The 19,009-nt window shown below is 69.8% G+C and carries 20 protein-coding genes and 1 riboswitch; of the genes, 15 read left to right on the forward strand and 5 right to left on the reverse strand.

The window, feature by feature from the left end; all coding sequences use genetic code 11:
- Positions 1–926: 926 nt before the first annotated feature.
- The 3 genes from ABD644_RS07910 to ABD644_RS07920 all read left to right on the forward strand — a co-directional run bounded on the left by ABD644_RS07910 (position 927) and on the right by ABD644_RS07920 (position 1,987).
- The gene (locus tag ABD644_RS07910) at positions 927–1,196 is read left to right on the forward strand and encodes a YgaP family membrane protein (RefSeq protein ID WP_344688213.1); all 270 of its coding nucleotides are present in this window, start codon (positions 927–929) and stop codon (positions 1,194–1,196) included.
- Positions 1,193–1,453, forward strand: a complete 261-nt coding sequence (locus tag ABD644_RS07915; RefSeq protein WP_344688214.1) for a hypothetical protein — start codon at positions 1,193–1,195, stop codon at positions 1,451–1,453. The genes ABD644_RS07910 and ABD644_RS07915 overlap by 4 nt, the downstream gene beginning before the upstream one ends.
- Before the next feature lie 156 nt (positions 1,454–1,609).
- Entirely contained in the window at positions 1,610–1,987 is a 378-nt protein-coding gene (locus ABD644_RS07920) for a hypothetical protein (protein WP_344688215.1), read from the forward strand.
- 406 nt (positions 1,988–2,393) lie between these two features.
- On the opposite strand, the gene ABD644_RS07925 is transcribed toward ABD644_RS07920, so the two are convergent.
- The 3 genes from ABD644_RS07925 to ABD644_RS07935 form a co-directional block, all read right to left on the reverse strand.
- The gene (locus ABD644_RS07925) at positions 2,394–3,470 is read right to left on the reverse strand and encodes a cytochrome b N-terminal domain-containing protein (RefSeq protein WP_344688216.1); all 1,077 of its coding nucleotides are present in this window, start codon (positions 3,468–3,470) and stop codon (positions 2,394–2,396) included.
- Positions 3,467–4,030: a hypothetical protein gene (locus ABD644_RS07930; RefSeq protein ID WP_344688217.1), complete on the reverse strand. Its 564-nt coding sequence runs from the start codon at positions 4,028–4,030 to the stop codon at positions 3,467–3,469. The genes ABD644_RS07925 and ABD644_RS07930 overlap by 4 nt, the downstream gene beginning before the upstream one ends.
- Positions 4,031–4,410: 380 nt before the next feature.
- Complete coding sequence (locus ABD644_RS07935) at positions 4,411–5,004, reverse strand: TetR/AcrR family transcriptional regulator (protein ID WP_344688218.1); 594 nt, start codon at positions 5,002–5,004, stop codon at positions 4,411–4,413.
- Positions 5,005–5,123: 119 nt separating this feature from the next.
- Here ABD644_RS07935 and ABD644_RS07940 point away from each other — a divergent pair, with 119 nt between their 5' ends.
- The 10 genes from ABD644_RS07940 (at position 5,124) to ABD644_RS07985 (ending at position 13,137) form a co-directional block, all read left to right on the forward strand.
- The gene (locus tag ABD644_RS07940) at positions 5,124–5,360 is read left to right on the forward strand and encodes a hypothetical protein (RefSeq protein WP_344688219.1); all 237 of its coding nucleotides are present in this window, start codon (positions 5,124–5,126) and stop codon (positions 5,358–5,360) included.
- Entirely contained in the window at positions 5,357–5,887 is a 531-nt protein-coding gene (locus ABD644_RS07945; RefSeq protein WP_344688220.1) for a hypothetical protein, read from the forward strand. The genes ABD644_RS07940 and ABD644_RS07945 overlap by 4 nt, the downstream gene beginning before the upstream one ends.
- A gap of 202 nt (positions 5,888–6,089) precedes the next feature.
- Positions 6,090–6,245: a hypothetical protein gene (locus tag ABD644_RS07950; RefSeq protein WP_344688221.1), complete on the forward strand. Its 156-nt coding sequence runs from the start codon at positions 6,090–6,092 to the stop codon at positions 6,243–6,245.
- Positions 6,246–6,635, forward strand: coding sequence for a TlpA family protein disulfide reductase (locus ABD644_RS07955; RefSeq protein WP_344688612.1), 390 nt, complete (start codon positions 6,246–6,248; stop codon positions 6,633–6,635).
- 167 nt (positions 6,636–6,802) lie between these two features.
- Complete coding sequence (locus tag ABD644_RS07960; RefSeq protein WP_344688222.1) at positions 6,803–7,165, forward strand: BlaI/MecI/CopY family transcriptional regulator; 363 nt, start codon at positions 6,803–6,805, stop codon at positions 7,163–7,165.
- Positions 7,162–8,100 carry a M56 family metallopeptidase gene (locus tag ABD644_RS07965; RefSeq protein WP_344688223.1) on the forward strand — a complete coding sequence of 313 codons (939 nt, stop codon included), beginning with the start codon at positions 7,162–7,164 and terminating at the stop codon, positions 8,098–8,100. The genes ABD644_RS07960 and ABD644_RS07965 overlap by 4 nt, the downstream gene beginning before the upstream one ends.
- A gap of 202 nt (positions 8,101–8,302) precedes the next feature.
- The gene (locus ABD644_RS07970; protein WP_344688224.1) at positions 8,303–8,833 is read left to right on the forward strand and encodes a hypothetical protein; all 531 of its coding nucleotides are present in this window, start codon (positions 8,303–8,305) and stop codon (positions 8,831–8,833) included.
- Positions 8,834–9,214: 381 nt separating this feature from the next.
- The gene (locus ABD644_RS07975; RefSeq protein WP_344688225.1) at positions 9,215–10,423 is read left to right on the forward strand and encodes a peptidoglycan DD-metalloendopeptidase family protein; all 1,209 of its coding nucleotides are present in this window, start codon (positions 9,215–9,217) and stop codon (positions 10,421–10,423) included.
- Positions 10,424–10,721: 298 nt separating this feature from the next.
- Positions 10,722–12,332, forward strand: a complete 1,611-nt coding sequence (gene resB / locus ABD644_RS07980; RefSeq protein ID WP_344688227.1) for a cytochrome c biogenesis protein ResB — start codon at positions 10,722–10,724, stop codon at positions 12,330–12,332.
- A 163-nt stretch (positions 12,333–12,495) separates the two neighbouring features.
- Positions 12,496–13,137, forward strand: coding sequence for a M23 family metallopeptidase (locus ABD644_RS07985; protein WP_344688228.1), 642 nt, complete (start codon positions 12,496–12,498; stop codon positions 13,135–13,137).
- Positions 13,138–13,153: 16 nt separating this feature from the next.
- On the opposite strand, the gene ABD644_RS07990 is transcribed toward ABD644_RS07985, so the two are convergent.
- Positions 13,154–14,041 carry a M23 family metallopeptidase gene (locus ABD644_RS07990; protein ID WP_344688229.1) on the reverse strand — a complete coding sequence of 296 codons (888 nt, stop codon included), beginning with the start codon at positions 14,039–14,041 and terminating at the stop codon, positions 13,154–13,156.
- A 13-nt stretch (positions 14,042–14,054) separates the two neighbouring features.
- Positions 14,055–14,207: riboswitch (cyclic di-AMP (ydaO/yuaA leader) on the reverse strand.
- A 399-nt stretch (positions 14,208–14,606) separates the two neighbouring features.
- Here ABD644_RS07990 and ABD644_RS07995 point away from each other — a divergent pair.
- Positions 14,607–16,148, forward strand: coding sequence for a multicopper oxidase family protein (locus ABD644_RS07995; protein ID WP_344688230.1), 1,542 nt, complete (start codon positions 14,607–14,609; stop codon positions 16,146–16,148).
- Between the two features lie 6 nt (positions 16,149–16,154).
- On the opposite strand, the gene ccsB is transcribed toward ABD644_RS07995, so the two are convergent.
- A complete protein-coding gene (gene ccsB, locus ABD644_RS08000) occupies positions 16,155–17,144 on the reverse strand; it encodes a c-type cytochrome biogenesis protein CcsB (RefSeq protein WP_344688231.1) in 990 nt (329 codons plus the stop codon).
- A 652-nt stretch (positions 17,145–17,796) separates the two neighbouring features.
- Between ccsB and ABD644_RS08005 the strand changes: the two genes are divergently transcribed.
- Positions 17,797–18,855 carry a prolipoprotein diacylglyceryl transferase family protein gene (locus tag ABD644_RS08005; protein WP_344688232.1) on the forward strand — a complete coding sequence of 353 codons (1,059 nt, stop codon included), beginning with the start codon at positions 17,797–17,799 and terminating at the stop codon, positions 18,853–18,855.
- Positions 18,856–19,009: the final 154 nt, after the last annotated feature.

The raw sequence follows: 19,009 nt of genomic DNA on the forward strand, positions 1-19,009 counted from the left end.
TCAGACGATCCGGCGGGCCCCTGCGTAGCCGGCCATGTCGACGCTGCCGACCTTCACCGGCTCTCCGAAGGTGGAGGCATGGACCATCTGGCCACCCCGATGTAGATGCCGATGTGGCTCACCGGGCTGTAGAAGTAGACGAGATCACCGGGCTGGAGGGCCGCCCCCTCGACCGGCTGCCCCCTGGTGGCCTGCTGGAGTGCGTTAGCGAGATGCCGGTGCATCTCGGGCTCCGAAGCGAGGCTCTGGGGCCCTCGCTCCGCCCAGGGGCACCGAGTCCGCCGGCCGCATGAAGGACGACCCCGGCACCCGTCACGGCAGTCGCCACCTCGCCACGGGATCGCGGAGGCCACGACCGGCCCCAGCCACACCGACCTTTCCTCGGCGGGCGGAACCGACGGAGGATTCCGGTCCGGGAGGCCAGATGCGGGATCAGAACTGAGACATCGATGTCCGCGCCGGTCTCGGCGATCACCACCAGCGCAACGAGGCCAGCAGCGGCGTATCGCCTTATACCCCCCACGGGTAGTGACCTTCGTCGCCGGACGGGAGTCGCAGGGCCCTGCCCGATGCGCAACTACGGGTCGACAGTAGTAGTCGTCCGGTCGTCAACGGCGGGGGGAAAGCCCCCGAGCGGACCGGCGAGCTGAAGGAGGGATTGCCGTGATGTTCTGGACTGACCACGACCTCAGCGCCTGGGGGTGGGTCGGGATGACACTCGGGATGGTCGCGTTTTGGGCCTTGGTGATCGGCCTGACCGTCTACCTCGTCCGCGGACTGGGCCGCACCGATCAGCCTCGCGCGACTGACTCTCCGGGACCGGAGCGCCTGCTCAGCGAGCGATTTGCCCGCGGGGAGATCGATGACGCGGAGTACGCCAGTCGGCTCGCCACCCTTCGGGGGGCGGGACGTCCGGTGGTGCGGTCATGACCGTGGAAACTGCGCCGCACCGGTCGCCTGCTTGGCGGACCATCAACATCACCACTACCGAGCGGGTGGCCCGCATCGTCGCGGGCCTCGCGGCGATCGTCGCCGGCATCGTCCTGCTGACCGCCGCAGGATCCGTGGTGGCCGTGGTACTGGAGGTCCTGCTCATCGCTGCCGGCCTGGATTTGGCTGTCACCGGGGCGACGGGCCACTGCCCGCTCTACGCCAAACTGGGCTACACGCCCAAGGCTCTCGGGAGGCGGTCGTGACCACTCCTGGACGGCGCACCGAACCTGCGCATCAGCCGGCCGAGCATGCGCACGGCGGCGCACCTGGTCACGGCGGCGCATCTGGTCACGGCGGCCACGGCTGGATGATGATCGCCTGTTGCATCCCCATGCTGGTGATCGCCGTGGCCCTCGTCGCCACCGGCGTGGCCGGTCCCGGCTTCCTGGTCGTCGCAGTCCTGTGCACGGCCATGATGGCCCTGATGATGACGGGCACGCACGGCAAGGACTCCCGATGACCCTCGGCGCCCGTCTCGCTGCGGATGGGTGCCGAGAGAACAGCCGGTCCCTGCGGAGACGCCCCTGATGGGCCGGCAGGGCCGGGACAAGCAACCCGTGCGGCGAAGCGACTCACGCCATCCGTCCGGCCACGCTACCGATGAAGGAGCTCCGACATGGCCGCCAGTCTGGTAGTGGTCCTGTTCGTCGTGGGGCTGTACGTCACCTACTACCGGCACGTGCGGCGGACATCCGCGAGCCAACGCCCGGACGACCGCGCAGCGAGCCGATCGGCGCGCGACGACGTGGACCCGGCCCGACTGGACCTGAGCCGTCTGTGGCGAGACATGGCCACAGCCAGCAGTCTGCGCTCCCCGTGGCGGTTCTCGCCTGAGCCGCCGCTCGCCAGCGGGGCATCCCTGGAGACCCACGCAGAGGAGCGGGAGGCCACCCTCACCCGCCAGTTGTTCGAGGGCACCATCGATGCTGGGGCGTACCGACGGCAGATGGGCGAGCTGGCCGGGCACAGGAGTGCCACGCGGGAGACGCGGTAGGCCGGCACGCGAGCAGCGCGGCCCGTTCAAGCGCAGTCGCCACTTCCACTGCCGGCCACAGATCCGGCAGACCCTGGCCGATTGCTCGCACGATGGGCGGTGCCTTCCGCGCGCCTGTCACGAGATGATTCAGCACGCGACCGCTCAGCCCGGTCGCCTGACGACAGAGGGCCCGCCACCTCAGGGCGCATTCGCCGCCCCGCTTCTTTGAGGGCGATGAGGATGCGCGCCGCCTGCGAGGTCGCGAGGATCAGCACCAGCCCGGAGCCGAGAACCGCCAGGCCGGCGCTCGGGCCTGGACGGGCCCGAAGCGCCACGGACAGGACGCCGGCCGCCAGGACGCCAGCCGCCAGGAGCGTCCAGAACCAGCGGCGAGCCAGCCGTGCCGGGGGGACGGACCGTCTCATCAGTGCCCGTTCGGGTTGTTGATCCACACGTAGACGCTGATGGCTACCAGGATGAGCACCAGAAGAGCGGCGATGCCCATCGTCACCTTTCTCTCCTGCCACCGGCGACGGGGACTGCGATCCAGCAACGGCACCAGGATGATCAATCCGAAGATGGCGGCGATGGCGAGCCCTACCGAACTGATCCCGAACCACTGCTCGAAGGGGAAGAACCACCAGAACATCCACAGCGGTCGGGTGGTCTCGATCCCCTCCACCGGGGTCGGCCCGAGCACCGGGGGGACCAGCACGGCCAGAACGCCCAAACCACCGAGGAGTACCAGGCCGTAGGCGGTCGCCCTCCTGAGGTGGGCAGTGAACGGAGCGGGATGCTCGCGCTCGGGATGCGGGATCGCGGGATGCTCCGAGATCCTGTGCCGCTTCACCAGGAGGGCGTGCAGGACGAAAAGCGCAAAGATCAGCCCGGGGATGACGGCCACGTGCGCCGTGTACAGGCGGACGACGATGGGCACCTGCGCCGCCAGGTCGGTGCCGAACCAGACACCGAGCCCTCCCATCAGCTCGGCGACGTCCAGGTTGTGCATCAGCGCCTCGAAGCCTTCTTGGTCCCACTTCAGGACCGTGCCGGTGAACACGGCGAGGTAGGCCAGGAGCAGCATCAGGGAACCGACGATCCAATTCCCCTCCCGCGGGCGCTTGTAGGAGGCGTGGAGGAAGACCCGGAACATGTGCAGAAGGGCCAGGACGACCATCGCCTGCGCGGCCCAGAAGTGGAGGCCCCGGGCGAACGACCCGAGCCAGACACCGGTCATGAGTTCCCGAATGGACTGGTTCGCCACCTCCGGCATGGGGTGGTACCACTGCGCGATGTAGATGCCGCTGGCGACCAGGATGAAGAAGCCGATCGCCGTCAGCGCGCCCAGGCTCCAACTCAGATTGTTGGCGTGCTCCGGCACCTCGTACTGCAAGGCCGAAATGCCCATCCGCTCGTCGACCGCGTCCAGAACCCGGCGGAAGCGGCTGCGACGCCGCGCAGTAGCCCCCGCTCCCGCCGGAGTCGTGGTCCCCGTGTTCATCTGGAGCCCTCCGACAGTGCGACGTCGCGCCGTAGCCGGCGAATGGAGTCGGGCGGACGCCACCGGTGGGCGAGGATCGAACCGACGCCAATCGACACGGCCGCGAGAACGAGGAGCACCACATCACCGCCGTCGGAAATCCCGCGCGCTGGCGAGAAATCGTCCAGCACCGCTGTCATTCCCGTCTCGGCCCCGGTGGCGTACGGGGGCTCCCCGTGGCTGACCTCACCCGGCCGGGGGACGTCGCCGTATCCGGTGGCGAAGCGAATGTCGACGGCGTCGACGAGCAGTTCTTGCGCCCGGTCGAGGCCGGCCCCGCCTGGTGTCGCCTGGATGACGCGTAGGGCTCGTTCCACCAGCGCCAGGTCGGTGCCCGACTTGTCCGGCGCGGCCAACGCATCCTCTACGCGCTCGATCACGGCGTCGACCGGCGCGCCGTTGGCGATGAGCGCCACCGACTGCAGCACGAGGACGCTGGCCCGGTCGGACTCCTCCTCGTCAGCGAGCACGGCCCTCGGGGAGGCGAGCACCAGGCCGAAGACGAGCAGCAGAACCGCCATGCCTCGGCCGACCTGAGCAAGCACAGCTGTCGCACGGAACATTTCCCACTGCCATCTCGCGAGAGAGCTTGATTGCTGGTGCATGGGTAGTACTAAGCGGCCCGCCTAGCAATAGGCCGTGACGCGAGTCTGCGCAGGTCGCGAACTACCCAAGGAGTGTGCCGCTGGGCATCCCGACCCCAATGCCGTGGCCGATCACCGCCAGCGCCTGCCGCCGTGGCCGATCTCCGCGCCAGCGTCTGCCCCCTCCGGGTCTCGTCGTCGTAGCGCAAGGCTGGTGACGACAACCCGGGTACGCCGTGCAGGAGGATCGCCCTCGTGGGGGAGGCCCCTCGCCGGGAGCCGGACGAACGGGAGGGGCGGCCGAACGATCGAGTTCGTCAGTCGCCGGAGCCGTCCGCCGAGGGCCGCAGCCCGGCGAGGGTGATTTCGACGAGCCGGCGCACCGCATCTCCCGGAGGCAAGCTGCCTGCGGCGCCCAGCGCGTGCAGGCAGTACGTCGCCAACTGCTCCGGCGGCACGTCGGTTCGGACCAAGCCCGCTTGCGCAGCATCAAGGAGCAGCCCCCGGAAGAGGTCGAGCAGTTCCCGCTGCGCTACCGCGACGTGCTCGTCCCGATGTAGTAGTGCCCCCATCTCCGGGGGGCCGTGCCGCTCTCGATGATGGACATTGCGCGCGTAGGCGTTGAACACCGCGGCCAGTCGTTCGCCCGGCCCCTCCCCCCGCTCCCGCAGCTGAGCCAGCTGCTCGAGATGCGCGGCGACATGCCGCTCATGGCATGCGACCAGGACCGACGCGACGTCCGGGAAGTACTTGTACAAGGTGGCCCGGCCGATGCCGGCCGCGTCGGCGACTTGCGACATGGTCACGGACAGCGGCCCGCGCTCAGCGGCAAGCGCCCACGCGCTGTCGAGGATTCCCCCGCGGACACTGCGGCGATGCTCGTCAATGGTGGTTTGCCACAGCCTGGGCACGCGCCTGAGGATACAGTGCGACGATTGCAGGACAGTATGGTTTTATCAGGACGCACTGTCTCGATAAACTCTGCCCCACCAAGGGACCAAGCGGGCGCGCACGCCATCGGAGGGCGGCTATGGCCGAACCCAACGCACGCAACCCGGAGACGCAGACCGACCGACGGTCGCCCCCGGGAATGCCCCGTTGGGTAAAGGTCACCAGCATTGCGATCGGCATTCTCTTGCTGGTGTTCCTCATCCTTCAGCTGTCCGGCATCGCCGGACAGCACGGACCAGGGCGGCACATGTCCCTCGACGGCTACTCTTCCGGCGCGGCGACGACCTGGGCGGTCGCCCCGGCCACTGTTGAATGACGATGCCACCGCGGCTGCGCAAGGCAGTTCTCGCGGCTCACGTCGTGACGTCGGTGGGCTGGCTCGGCGCGGTGATGGCTTACATCGCGCTGGATGTCACGGCGGTTGCCAGCAGCGATGCCAACCGCGTGCGCGCTGCATATCTCGCCATGGACATGATTGCCGGGGCGGCGATCATCCCCTTGGCACTCGCCTCGGTGGTCATCGGCGTCGTCCACGGCCTGGGCACGCCCTGGGGCTTGTTCCGCCACTACTGGGTCCTGGCGAAGTTGTTGCTCACCCTGATCGCGACTGCTGTCCTGCTGGTGCAGAGTCGAACGATCACATCACTGGCGCGAGCCGCCGATGGCTCCTCGGACCCGGGCGCACTCTCCGGAACGTTGCCCCACTCCATCGGCGGACTGCTGGTCTTGCTGATCGCGCTGGTCCTGTCGGTGTACAAGCCGAAGGGCGTGACCAGGTACGGCTGGAGCAAGCAGCAGGAGTTGCAGGGCCACCGACGCACCGCCACCGCGGCCGGCCCGTAAGGCCACCCAAAGAGGCCGTAGACCTTCCGGGTTCTCAGCCGACCTCGGTCACCTCGAGGGCGACGCCTGACTCGCCGGCCTGCCTGACGCCGCGCGTCGTCCAGTCCCGCGCCGACAATGATCGGCGCCGCCCGGCAGGAGCGGGCGTGCCAGAGTCACTCCCCTCGCCCGGCTGACGAGCCGTCGTCATGCACGAGGGTGCGTGGTCGTGTTCACGCTGGCCGGCTGCAGCTCCTCGGCGACCAGCCAGCCCGACCTCGATGGACCTGCGGCCGAAGCCGCCGTCGAGGCGGCCGCGTGCGGGGCTCCGAGCGGGGAGGGGGCGCACACCGTCGACGGCGGGCTGCCCGCCCTATGACTGCCCTGCCTTGGGAACGGCCCGGAGGTCACGCTCTCCTCGCTGACCGGGCGCCCGACCGTCGTGAACCTGTGGGCAAGTTGGTGCGCCCCCTGCCGGGAGGAGATGCCGCTGCTGCAACAGGCGTTCGCCGAGCACGGGCAGGACATTCGCTTTCTCGGCGTCGTGACGCGTGACGAGCCGGCGGTGGCAGCCGACTTTGCGGCGGCGACGGGCGTGACCTACCCGAGCGTCGTCGATGTCGAGGGCACGTTGCTCACCCAACTAGGCGTGCCGGGACTGCCGGTGACGCTGGCCGTGGACCCGGCCGGGCGCATCGTGGGAAGGCAGATCGGACAGATGACGAGCGCCGAACTCGCGTCACTCGTGCAGCTGTTGAAGGACTCCTGACCGCGGGCGCCGGGCCAAGCGGTTGACCCTCGAGGGTCACTCGGCGGGGGCTCATCCTCGCCACTGCCACGCCGCGCCTACTACTCGGCACAGTATGCTTCGACCCCGCGGATGCCGCCGGACACGCTCCGGAGACTGCGTCAGAGAGCCGACCTGAGGGAGCGCCGATGCCACGCCTGGGCAAGCTCGAGGCTGCCGTGATGGACGTCCTGTGGTCGGCCGACGGGGCACTGACCGTACGAGACGTCCTCGAGAAGATGCCGCCGCAACGGAATCTGGCGTACACGACCGTGATGACCGTGTTGAGCAACCTCCACCGCAAGGGAATGGTCGTCCGAGAGCCAGCCGGCCGCGCCTACAACTACCGGCCGACCGTCAGCCGCGAGGGGGCGGCGGCCGCCTCGTTGCGGGAAATCCTGGATGCGGCCGACGATCCCCGCTCGGTGCTGCTGTATTTCGCCGAGACCGCTTCGGAGGAGGAGTCGACCGTTCTTCGCGACGGGCTGGCTCGGCGCGACTCGCTGTCATGACCGCAGCCCTTGCACTCCTCATGGGCGGCATGGTCGTCGGCGTCCATGGCCACCGGACGCTGTTGTGGCTGGCGGACCGGCGGATCGACCCGACGGTCCTGTTGACCGGCTGGCTGTTGTCCACCGTCGGCCTGGTGGTCTCGGCTGTTGCCACGATCAGTCTGCTGGCGCTTCCGGCCGACGAGCATCCTGCCTCGGGCATCTTCGGGCTGGCGGGCGGCTGCTGGACGGCGATCTCCTCGGGAAACGTGCCGGGATGGCGCGAAGCCTTCGCCGCACTCGGCGTCGTGGGCTCTGCGGCCATCCTGTTCCGTCTGGGCTGGGCGGTCCGCGCGCGGCTTCGGCGCCGGCGGGAGCGGGCTCCTCATCTGGAGCAGCTTCGCCTCCTGGCCGCCGGCTCGAGTCCGGCCGACCCCCTCTGGGTCCGTGACAACCGACCGTTGGCCATGTCGATCGGCGGCCGGCCGGGTCTGATCGTCATGAGCGACTCACTGCGACACCAGCTGACCCCGGCGGCCGTAGCGGCCACGCTGGAGCACGAGCGGGCACACCTACGAGGCCGTCACCACGCCCTGATCGCGGTCGTCGAGGTGCTGGCGGCGGCGCTGCCCATCGTGCCGCTGCTGCGCGCCGCCCCGTCCGTCATCAAGGACCTGGTCGAACTGGCCGCCGACGCCGAGGCGGCCCGCCGCTGCGGTCCCGCAGCTGTCCGCGAGGCATTGGGTCGACTCAGCGGGCACCCCGCTCCCGCACTGGGCCTGGGAATGGCGGGCCGGTTGACCCAGACGCGCTTGTCCCGACTGAGCGCGGACCGGGTGGGTGATCATCGCGCGATGCGGCTGGCCGGTTGCGCTGTGGTGGCTCTGGCTGCCCTGCTGCTGCCCGGAGCGGCCGGCTGGCTGACCCTCAACGTGGTCGGCTGCGTCGTCACCTGACCTCCCGGTCTACTATTCCCAGTAGTGGCCGCCGTCTCCGGTGAGGCGGGCCGGGGGTGGGAATCGGACGAGCCCGCGGCGGCCTACGAGAAAGGGCCGCGATGATGGTGCACCAGTCCTCTCAGCCCCGATGATCGATCGAATACCGGTGACCCGAGTTCTGCGGGCCCAGTGGCCGTCTCGGCGGGTGGTGACCGCCGTCGTGGCGACCGTCGTCTTCCTACTGGCCGTCGGGGTGCCGACGGGCGTGATGCCGACGCCGCTGTACACCCGGATGACGCCGGTCCTGTGGTGGAACTACCCCGTCTGGCTGGCAACTGCGGTGCTCGGCGGACTGGTGGCAGCGACCTATATCCGGCGACCGGAAGACCGGGCGGCCCGCAACGGCGCGACGGCAGCGACCGGCGGCGGGCTGCTCGCCGCCTTCGCCGTCGGCTGCCCGGTCTGCAACAAGCTGGTCGTCGCGACGCTCGGCGTATCCGGCGCGATGACCATCTGGGCCCCGTTGCAGCCGGTCTTGGCCGTCCTGTCGATCGCGGGATTGCTGTGGACTCTCAGGCGGCGACTGAGGAACGAGTACGCCTGCGCGGTTCCGGGCGGTCGCCCGCCACGCACGCCGATCGCGCAAGCCGTGGACGGCGCTCCGCCGGACAGGCCTACTGTCGACCGTGTCGTGACACCCCCTTCGGCCGGCGACCTGACGCCGTCCGAGCGGAGTGACGCCAGGGGCTGACGCCCGTCGGTTTCTGAGGGTGGCCGGGCGCGACCGGCAAGCCACTCCCACCTCACCGATCCCGATTTCCACTCAAGTCACAGCCCCACCCAGCCGAAGCTACTAAGGACATTAGTAGGCTGGGGCCGCTCTTCTGCGCGCACCCTCCCGGACTCGGAGCGTGACATGCGGAATGCAGCCGCAGGCCGTCAGACCACGGTCGACCGACCGATGCGCGTGCCCCACACGACCGTCGCCGAGACGACAGCCCGGCATCCGGGACGCCCCGCTTCCCCCCGAACGGCTGTCCGTCGCCGTCCCCGTGGGGCCGCAGCGCCGGGACGTCTGGTCGCACTGGCCGCCCTGACCGCGGCGCTGGTAACACTCCCTTCCCAGCATGCGATGGCCGCACCGGCCAATCCCAGCGACGCGGAAATAACCGACGCGCAGGTGGCGCAGGAGGCCGCCGCCGCGGAAGTAGGGCGCATCGCCGGTCTGGTCGCCTCGTCCGAAGCCGAGTTGCAGCGCGTCACCCTCGAGGCCCAGGCGGCCGCCGATGCGCAATTGGTGGCTCAGGCAGAACTGGAGCGGGCACAGCAGGCAGCGGTCGACGCGGCAGCCGAGCTCGAGGCCGCTCGCACAGCGGTCGAACAGGCACGCTCGAACGTGGCCGCGCTGGGGCGGGAGAGCTACATGCGCGGTGCGACCCTCACCGGAGTGGCCGCGCTGATGAATGCCGACGGGCCGGCAGAGATGCTGCAGCAGGCGGCGACGCTGGAGCTGCTTGGGGTGCAGCGGGCCGCCACCCTCCAAGGCCTGCAGGTGGCCCAGGTCCGACAGGCGAACGCTGACTCAGCGGCGCGGGCCACCGTTGCCGACCGCGATGAGGCAGAAGACGCCGCCGCCCAGGCGCAGGCTGCGGCCGAGAGGAGGATGGCCGCATCGCAGACAGCCTACGAAGCGGCAGTCACCCAGAAGGCGACCTACGACCGGCAACTTCAGGAGGCCCAGATCAACCTGCTCAACCTCCAGGGCGCCCGGAACGCCTATCAGGCATGGCGGCAGCAGGAGGAGGCCCGCGCCGCCGCCGAGGCGGCAGCTGCGGCGGCGGCGGCGCGGGCCGCTGCCGAGGCCGCCGCTCACGCACGGGAGTCGGAGAACTCTGACGGGCCGTCTCCGACCCCGAGCCCGACGCCGGGGGCCGGACGCGCCGTGGCGCCGACCAGCGGCTACTTCACGACGTGCTACGAGATGCGATGGGGAACGATGCACTACGGCATCGACATCGCCGCTCCCACGGGTACCCCGATCTACTCCCCCATGGCCGGCCGGGTCGTTCGCGCCGGCCCGGCGACCGGGTTCGGCCTTGCCGTGTACATCCAGCACGACGACGGGTCGGTGACCGTCTACGGTCACATCAACGACTACTTCGTGACCGCGGGTCAGCGTGTGTCCGCCGGCGAGGTGATCGCCGAAGTCGGCAACCGGGGCCAGAGCACCGGCCCCCACCTGCATTTCGAGGTGCACACACGCGGGATGTACCAGGGGCGGACGAACCCGATCCCTTGGCTGGCCGCCCGCGGGGTCAACATGGGCGGCCGCTGCCGCTGACGCCCGGGCGCGTATCACCGTCCGGGCGCCACCGGCGTCGGAGCGGCGGCCGGACATCGGGCCCGCCTACCTGATTCGCGGCGGCGACCGTGTTACTACTATGGCAACTAGTAGAGTTCGGTCGACGTGAGCCGCACCTGCCGCGTTCGGCGCGGAGAGTCCTGCGCGGCCGCCTGGCACGTCGTCGCCGAGCAAAGGAGCGCAGCGTGGCCGCCCTGCCCTCGAGAGCCGCCGAGTCAGAGCGGGCGCCGGACGTGGCGCAACACAGCTCGGGCGCGCCGTTCGTCGGGCGGTGGGCATGACCGACGTACAGGACCGCAGTGCACCGCCGCCGCCCGCCCGCCCGTGGCCCGGGGTGCGCGCCATCCTCCGGGCTCGCCGCTGGTGGCGGGTGCTCACCAGCATGCGGACCGCGATCATCCTGCTCTTCCTGATGGCGATCGCCGCCGTGCCCGGATCCCTGCTGCCGCAGCGCTCACTGTCGCCGAGTGCGGTGGCCACGTACTTCCGGGACCACCCCGCGCTCGCGCCGATCCTGGACCGGCTCGGCATGTTCGAGGTGTTCGCCAGCCCATGGTTTGCCGCGGTGTACCTCCTCCTGTTCACGTCCCTCGTCGGCTGCCTGCTGCCGCGGTGCCTGGAGCACGGCCGGCGGCTGCGACAGGGCCCGCCGCCGACGCCGCGCCACCTGCACCGACTGCCTGACTACACCAGGCGAGACGTCGACCTGGACCCGCCGGCGGCGGGCGAGCTTCTGTCGCGGCGACTCAAGTCCCAGCGGTTCCGCGTGCGACAGGAACAGACGGCCGACGGCGTGACGATCGCGGCCGAACGCGGCCGCCTCAAGGAGACCGGCAACCTGGTCTTTCATCTCGCACTGCTCGCCATGCTGCTGTCGCTGGCAGCCGGCAAGATGTGGGGCTACGAGGGCAACGTCCTCGTCACCGAGGGAAACGGATTCTGCAACTCCTTCCAGCAGTACGACCAATACACCGCTGGGCCGTTGGTTAACCAGGACACGCTGAGCCCGCTCTGCTTTGACCTCGACGACTTCCGGGCCACCTATGAACCCGACGGCACCCCGGCCTCTTTCACCGCGGACATCGGCGTACAGGAGCGACCCGGCGCGTCGACCCAGGGAGTGACGATTGGAGTGAACGACCCCTTCCGGCTCGACGGCAACCGCCTGTATGTCACCGGGCACGGGTTCACTCCCAGTTTCACGATCACGCTGCCGGACGGGCGCACATTCGATCAGCTGTCGGCGCCGTTCCTGCCCGAGGACAACCGCACGTTCGGCAGCCAGGGCGTCGTCAAGCTGCCCGACCTGGGCGACGGCAGCGGGGACGGGTTCGCCATCGAAGGATTCTTCGCCCCCACCGGGGTCGTGACCGACGGGGTTCTCACCTCCGTCGACGCCCGCCCCCTGAACCCACAGGTGGCGCTCTTCGCCTACCGCGGGTACCTGGGCCTCAACAGCGGCGCGCCCCAGTCGGTGTACTCGCTCGACCGACGACAGATCGAACTGGGGGCGCTGGAGCGGATCGGATCGGCGAACCTCCGCGTCGGGGACAGCGCCACCCTCGATGACGGGACGACCATCCGCTTCGACGGCTACCGCGAGTTCGCGGCCCTGCAGGTGTCCCACGATCCCGCACAGATCGCCGTGCTGATCAGCGCGATCTTCATCCTCGTCGGCCTGGTCGCGAACCTGCTCCTCCGGCAGCAACGAGTCTTCGTGCGTCTCGAGCCACGATCCATGGGCACGGGCCAGTCGGGGCCGCCGGGATCGACGGCTTCCGCCGCGGTTCTCACGCGCGGCGGATGGGACGACGTGCAGCAGTTCGTGGCCGGGCTCTTCGACGACCTCGGCGACGCTGCGGACGGGGAGCGGAACACCACGACGTGATCAGCGCGCCTGCCCAGCGACGAGCACGGCGACCGCTACCGTCTACGAGGTCAGATAGTAGGCGGGATGGAGACAGTGCGTGTCCAGGGACAGCGCCCCGGGATCGAAGCCGGGTCAACGAAGTCATGGGCGGACCGGTCGACGTCTGCAGCCACCGCCCTCCATGGCGGGGAAAGGGCCGGCACTCCTGACCGCCGCCGTCGTCGGCGCCGCACTGATGAGCCTGTGGCCGCAGTCCGCGCCGACCACGGAAAACAGGTCGGTGCTCGCGGCCACGCACGGGCTCGGTCTTGATGGGGGCGCCAGCTTCGCCGAGGAGACCGATCCCCGACGGGACGTCGCACTGATGGCGGCGGCATCGCGCCTCGAGGACGTCCGCGTCACCCGGGCCGCCCGGGAGGCTGAAGAAGCACAGCGGCGAACGCTGCCTTTAGGCGGCACCCTCACCACCGCCTTCGCCATGCGGTGGGGCGAGATGCACTGGGGCGTGGACATCGCCGCACCGATGATGACGCCGGAGTACGCGGCGGCCGCAGGCACCGTCCTGCGTGCCGGCCCCGCCAGCGGCTACGGGAACGTCATCTACATCCAGCATCTCAACGGCGACGTCACCGTCTACGGCCACATGGAGCAGGTGCTCGTGGAGGCCGGCCAGGAGGTCGAAAGCGGTCAACTGATCGCTCGCGTGGGCTCACGGGGGTTCTCGACCGGCCCTCACCTCCACTTCGAGGTCTGGGCGGGCGGGCTCGACGGTCGGCGGGTCGACCCGCTCGACTGGCTCGCCGAACAGGGAATCACCCTCTGACGGCGCGCGGCGGGGATCAGACGTCGACGCCCCGTTCACGCAGGTAAGCCAGCGGATCGACCGGATCCCCCCCGAGTCCTCCCAGTCGCACCTCGAAGTGCAGATGCGGCCCGGTGGACTGGCCGCGATTCCCGACCAATGCGATGGTCTCGCCGGCCTGGACGACCTGTCCGGCCGATACGAGGATCTCCTCCATGTGGCCGTACACGGTGACGTCACCGTTCTCGTGCTGGATGTAGACCGCCTGCCCGAATCCTGAGGCCGGGCCGGCCTCCAGGACGATTCCGTCCATCGCGGCGTACTCGGGCGTCAACATCGGCGCGGCAAGGTCCACTCCGCCGTGCAGCGTGCCCCAGCGCGGCCCGAACGGACTCGTGAGTCGGGCGCCGTCGATCGGCATCACCGCCTCGGCATCGGCTGGGCCACTCGCCGCTGCCCGGGCCGCCTCAGCGGCCGCGGCCGCCTCGGCCGCTGCTTGCGCTTCGGCCTGCGCGCGAGCCGCTGCGGCGGCCTCCTCAGCCCGCGCTTGGGCGTCGGCGGCCGCCGCTTGCTCGGCTTCGCGCTGGGCACGGCTGGCCGTTAGCTGCTCGAGAACAGTCCGCTGCTCGGCGGGTGTGGCGGCATCGACGCCGAGGGCGTCGGCCACGCTCGTCGTCCGGGCAACCGAACCCGTACTGGCTGTTGCCGCAGCCGACGGCTCCCCCGCCAGGAGGACGGCCAAGCTGAACGCCCCGGCGGTCGTGGCCGTCAGCAGCATCACCGACCCGGCGTGGGCGCCGACTCGAGGGCGGTCGACGCGAAGCGGCGCTCGATTTCGCCGGGCCCAGGAGGTCGCGCGGGGCTTGTGGTTTCCGATGTTCGCGGCGTCGTCGTCCGCGAAAGCAGCTTGATTCAGCGTCGCCACAGGGGGCGGCTCTCCGTTCCTTCCTCACCGCCTACCGAGTTAGCTGACGGGTTCGGGCCGGAAGATGCCCTACCTGCGCTCGGTGCACGCAGGATTCACCCCAGAGGATCCATGGGTCCCCGGTCCGCCACGGTGTCTCCCGTGGACGGTTCGGCGGTGTCCGATCGAGGTCCTCGGTCGAGGAACGGGGCTCGGCGGACAAGAAGCGACAGTACTACGATTCGACTTAGTTGACAGTTGTGCTTGTGAACCCTCCGGCGCTGAGTGCCGGGGATCCCGGCGTCAGCCCCGCTCGCCAGGCGGCCGGCTACCCCGACCACAACGGATCGGTTCGAGGCCGCGCGACACCGAGCGGTGACAGGCAGAGCCGCTGCAGCCAAGACCGGTCGGGCGCGGCCACGACCTGGCAATGGGTGCGCCGGTATCGAGCAGGGCGCCGGTCGCAGCGTCTACTATTTAGGATAGTAGGAGTGCGGCCGGCCGGGACCGGCACAGAGGTACGCAACCGCCAGTCCGAGCGGCGAGCAACGGCTTCACACATGCCGTCGATCCAAGGAGTTCAGACGTGTCCGATCCGACTGCGGGCCCTGCGATGGCATCACCGCGCCTCAGCCGGCGACGCTTCCTCCAACTCGGCGCGGCCGGCGGTCTCGTGGTAGGTGGCGGCCTCGCCGGCCTCCAGTTCGTTGGCGAGGACACCCCCTCCCCGATCGGGCCCCGCTCACCAGCGGTCGCCCAAGCAGAGGCCGCACGCACGTCGACCGGGCGTGCCGTTCAACGCCGATTGCGGGTTGCTCCGGCGACGCTCGACCTGGGTGGAACGACCGTGCAGACCTGGGCCTTCGACGAAACAGTCCCTGGCCCCGAGATCCGGGCCAACGTGGGTGATGAACTGCACGTGCACGTGCGCAACAGCCTACCCGATCCGACGACCATCCACTGGCACGGCGTGGCGCTACGCAACGACATGGACGGAGTCCCTGGGCTCACTCAGGCAGCCGTCGAGCCGGGAAGCGTCTTCGACTACTCCTTCGTCCTCCCCCATCCGGGAACCTATTTCTTCCATCCGCACGTCGGCGTCCAGCTCGACACGGCACTGTATGCGCCCCTCATCGTCGAGGATCCCGCTGAATCCGGGAACTACGACGAGGAGGCCGTGCTCGTCCTCGACGATTGGACCGATGGCCTTGGCGACTCTCCCACCGACGTCTTGGCGATGTTGAAGCGCAACGGCATGGAGATGGGCGGCATGGAGATGGGCGGCATGGAGATGGGCGGCATGGAAGCCGATCCCGAGGCGCCGTTGGGCGAGGACACCGGGGACGTCGCCTATCCCGCGCACCTGCTGAACGGACGATTGCCCTCTGCTCCGGTGACGGTCGGGTCTCGGCCGGGACGACGAATCCGCCTCCGCCTCATCAACGCCGGCAGCGACACCGCCTACCGCTTCGCCGTCGGGGGCCATCGGTTGACCGTGACTCACGCCGACGGATTCCCGGTCCGACCCGTCGAGGTCGACACCCTGATCCTCGGGATGGGCGAGCGCTACGACGTCGTCATCACGGCGGGCGACGGATCATTCCCGATCGTCGCCGTCCCCGAAGGCAAGCCAGACCCGGCCGCCTCGGGGGTCCTGCGGACCGGGTCCGGCACGGTCCCGCCTCCGGACGTCCGCCCGACCGAGCTCGAGAGGCGAATGTTGTCCTACGCCGACCTGTCTCCCACGGACGACGTGACCCTGGACCGTCGCGCTCCCGACCGGGAACACGAACTGTCCCTGCAGATGGGCGACGGCGGCCGGCAGTGGCTGATCAACGGAGCGTCGTACGGCGAGCACGAGCCACTCGACATGAGGGCGGGCGAGCGGGTCCGGCTCACCCTGCGCAACCGCTCGATGATGTTCCACCCCATGCACGTTCACGGCCACACCTTCGCGGTTGCCGACCGAGCCGGTCGGGGCCTGCGCAAGGACACGATCAACGTGCTGCCGATGCAGACGGTGACGGTGGACCTGGAGGCAGACAACCCCGGGCAGTGGCTCGTCCACTGTCACAACATCTACCACGGCGAGCTCGGCATGATGACGGCGTTGTCCTACGTCTCCTGACAACCCTCAGCCAGCGTAGGAGTGCAGCCCCGTCGCGACGTAGTTGACGTACAGGAGATTGAAGATCATGGCGGTCAGGCCGACAAGGTTGATCCAGGCGGCCCGGCGGCCACGCCATCCCGCGGTGGACCGGGCATGCAGATAAGCGGCGTAGATGACCCAGGCGATGAACGCCCATGTTTCCTTCGGATCCCATCCCCAGAAGCGACCCCAGGCGCTCTCGGCCCAGATCGCTCCGGCGATGACCGCGAAGGTCCAGATCGGGAAACCGAAGACGGCGGTGCGGTGTCCCACGCGGTCGAAGGTCTCGGCACTGGGAAGCCGGGACAGCCACGTCCCCTCGCCCGACGCAGTGTCCGCCGGCCTCGCGTCGCTGCGCAGGCGCAGTAGGTAGAGGGCATTGGCGATACCGCTGACCATGAACGTGCCGAAGCCGAGCACCGCGGCAGTGACATGGACGCCCAACCAGGCCGACCGGAGGGCGGCCACGAGCGGGCCGGCTGGGGCATACAGCAGAAGGCCGACGAGGACGAGGGACAGGGCGGCAGGTCCGACGACGAAGGCGCCCAGTCGTCGACTACCCGGCACCCTGTCGACGGCAACGAGAAACGTGACAACGGCCACGAGGACTACCGCCGTGCCGAACTCGTAGACGTTGCCCCAAGGCAGGCGCTGGGTCGCCAGCCCGCGCGTGAGCAGAACACCAGCCTGGGCAAGTGCGGCGATGACGGTCAGGCCGACTGCGACACGTCCGACCGTTGCAGGCCGGCCGGCGCGCGGCTCCTGGTCCACCCCGGGGACCGAGACAGAGGCGAGGACCGCAGTGCTGTGCCGTCCCGCGGCGGCGGCCGCCGGCACCTGCAGTTCCGAGCCGGCATTCTGCGCGCGTCGGCCGAACGCGAGTTCGGCGCAGTAGCCGACCAGCGCCAGCGAGTAGACCGCGATGCTGGTGGAGAACAGAGCGTCGGAGAGCGACGCGAGCGCTGCAGGAGACACACCGGCTCCAGATGGGTGATGCGGCGGGCGGGCCCACCGTCAAGGCCTCTACTAACCTTGATAGTAGACTTTGCTGCGCTGCGACGCGAGCAGGCCTGCTGGTGCCCGGCCCGGAGGAGATACCGACCTCTGCCCCGTCCCCGAGTCGAGGCAGTGCTCGTCCGACAACTGCTGCCGATCGAGGTGGGGCCAAATGGCCGGCAAGTCACGACGGGGCAAGTCCCCGGGCAGGCGGGGAGCTCCGACCTCGGGCGCGCCGCGTCCTCAGAGAGCTGCGCAGCCGCCGCCTCTCGATGCGCCGGGTACCGAGGTGGCGAAGGCGGCGCCCGGCAGTGCGCAGATGCCGTCCGCGTTCCGACCGCCCAGATCGCTGCCGCGGCCACCGCAACCGGCGACGCAGCGACTGGCCACCATGCGGACGGAGACCTTGCTTACTACATCGGTGCCACGGCGCCCGGCGAAGCCGCCGACAGTTCCACCGGCCACGTCCTCGCCCACCACCCCTGCCCCGCCCCCTGCCGGCACCGGGAAGGGTGTCGGGTCGCCCCCGGAGCCGCGCGGCGCGCAAGCAGGCTTTGTCACCGTTCGCCCACGGCTCGTAGCGAACAAACCGGTCGGCCCGGTCGAGGTGTTGTCGTGGACCTGCGAACCGGTGCGAGACCTCGAGCCGCAGGGATTGGCTCTGACCTACTGGTTCGATGCCGAGGCCGCCGACGAGCCGTACCCCGTCAGTGTGCGGTTCACCGGGGCCCGCGTCGGCGGATCCGGCGCCACCGGGGATGCATTTCAGGTCGTGCACACGCTCGAGCGGGTGGTTCCTGGCAGCGGACGCATCGCACTGTCGGCTCGAATCAGCGGCATCTCGGCCGGCCAGTGGAAAGTGACGGCGACACCGCTACGCGGTGACGGTCCGAGGGCCTCGACCGGTCTGAAGAGCCAGGCCTTCCTCCGGCTGCCCACGGCGACCACGACCGGGAACACGAGCTATCTGCCCGTGGCCAGGGTCCTGGCTCCCGGGGTCAGGGTCGGCGCGTGGCCCTCCCTGGTGGGACTGGGGACGGTCGTGGCCCTGGTCCTCCAGGCCCTGCTGGCTTCGCAACGTCAGGTGCCGGTGGGACGCCTGCTCCTGGTGTCGCTCCTGGCCTGTCTGACGGGGCTCGTCGGGGCGAAGGTCTACTACGTGCTGACACATCGCGCCGAGCCGGGCGGACTGCTCCGGGCCGGCATGTCGGTCCAGGGCTTCGTACTGGCCGCTCTGACGACACTCGGCGTGGGCAGCTGGTGGGCGGGCATCTCCGTCGGCGCGGTGCTGGACGTGACCACCCCTGGACTGCTGTTCGGCATGATGATCGGCCGATTGGGCTGCCTGCTGGGTGGCTGCTGTGCGGGACTGCCGACGGCCTCCCGCTGGGGGGTGTGGTCCTCGGATCGGCGGGTCGGGGTCCGCCGCATTCCCGTCCAACTGATGGAGTCTGCGATGGCCGGGGCCGTGGCTATCGCCGCGCTGGTCGCGGTCGTGTCCCTCGACCCGCCGGTCGACGGCCTACTTCTCGTGGCCGGCCTGTCCACCTACATCGCCGGCCGGCAGGTCCTCTTCCCGCTGCGCGGCATCCCGCGCTCCACCAGTTGGGGACGAGTGACCACGCTGGTCCTGGCACTCCTGGTGCTGGCGACGGCAGTCGGCGTACTGATGAGCGCCGCGGGCTCCTGACCGACGCTCACAACCCAACCGGTTCGCGAGTGGCACCCGCGAGACCTCGGTACGGGGGCGCACGCATCATCCGGATGCCAGCCGGCGAGTGCGATCCTTTCCAGGAGGCGGCCAGCGGATGGGGGGCACACTGATGCCGGACGGCACTCCGGGT

It is taken from the genome of Blastococcus jejuensis (assembly GCF_039534705.1).
Lineage (GTDB): Bacteria > Actinomycetota > Actinomycetes > Mycobacteriales > Geodermatophilaceae > Blastococcus_B > Blastococcus_B jejuensis.

Bases quoted from the DNA above. Each gene is read 5' to 3' on its own strand.
- ABD644_RS07910 (WP_344688213.1), top strand. From the start codon at position 927: ATGACCGTGGAAACTGCGCCGCACCGGTCGCCTGCTTGGCGGACCATC.
- ABD644_RS07920 (WP_344688215.1), top strand. From the start codon at position 1,610: ATGGCCGCCAGTCTGGTAGTGGTCCTGTTCGTCGTGGGGCTGTACGTC.
- ABD644_RS07925 (WP_344688216.1), bottom strand. From the start codon at position 3,470: ATGAACACGGGGACCACGACTCCGGCGGGAGCGGGGGCTACTGCGCGG.
- ABD644_RS07930 (WP_344688217.1), bottom strand. From the start codon at position 4,030: ATGGCGGTTCTGCTGCTCGTCTTCGGCCTGGTGCTCGCCTCCCCGAGG.
- ABD644_RS07940 (WP_344688219.1), top strand. From the start codon at position 5,124: ATGGCCGAACCCAACGCACGCAACCCGGAGACGCAGACCGACCGACGG.
- ABD644_RS07945 (WP_344688220.1), top strand. From the start codon at position 5,357: ATGACGATGCCACCGCGGCTGCGCAAGGCAGTTCTCGCGGCTCACGTC.
- ABD644_RS07960 (WP_344688222.1), top strand. From the start codon at position 6,803: ATGCCACGCCTGGGCAAGCTCGAGGCTGCCGTGATGGACGTCCTGTGG.
- ABD644_RS07965 (WP_344688223.1), top strand. From the start codon at position 7,162: ATGACCGCAGCCCTTGCACTCCTCATGGGCGGCATGGTCGTCGGCGTC.
- ABD644_RS07975 (WP_344688225.1), top strand. From the start codon at position 9,215: ATGGCCGCACCGGCCAATCCCAGCGACGCGGAAATAACCGACGCGCAG.
- resB (WP_344688227.1), top strand. From the start codon at position 10,722: ATGACCGACGTACAGGACCGCAGTGCACCGCCGCCGCCCGCCCGCCCG.
- ABD644_RS07985 (WP_344688228.1), top strand. From the start codon at position 12,496: ATGGCGGGGAAAGGGCCGGCACTCCTGACCGCCGCCGTCGTCGGCGCC.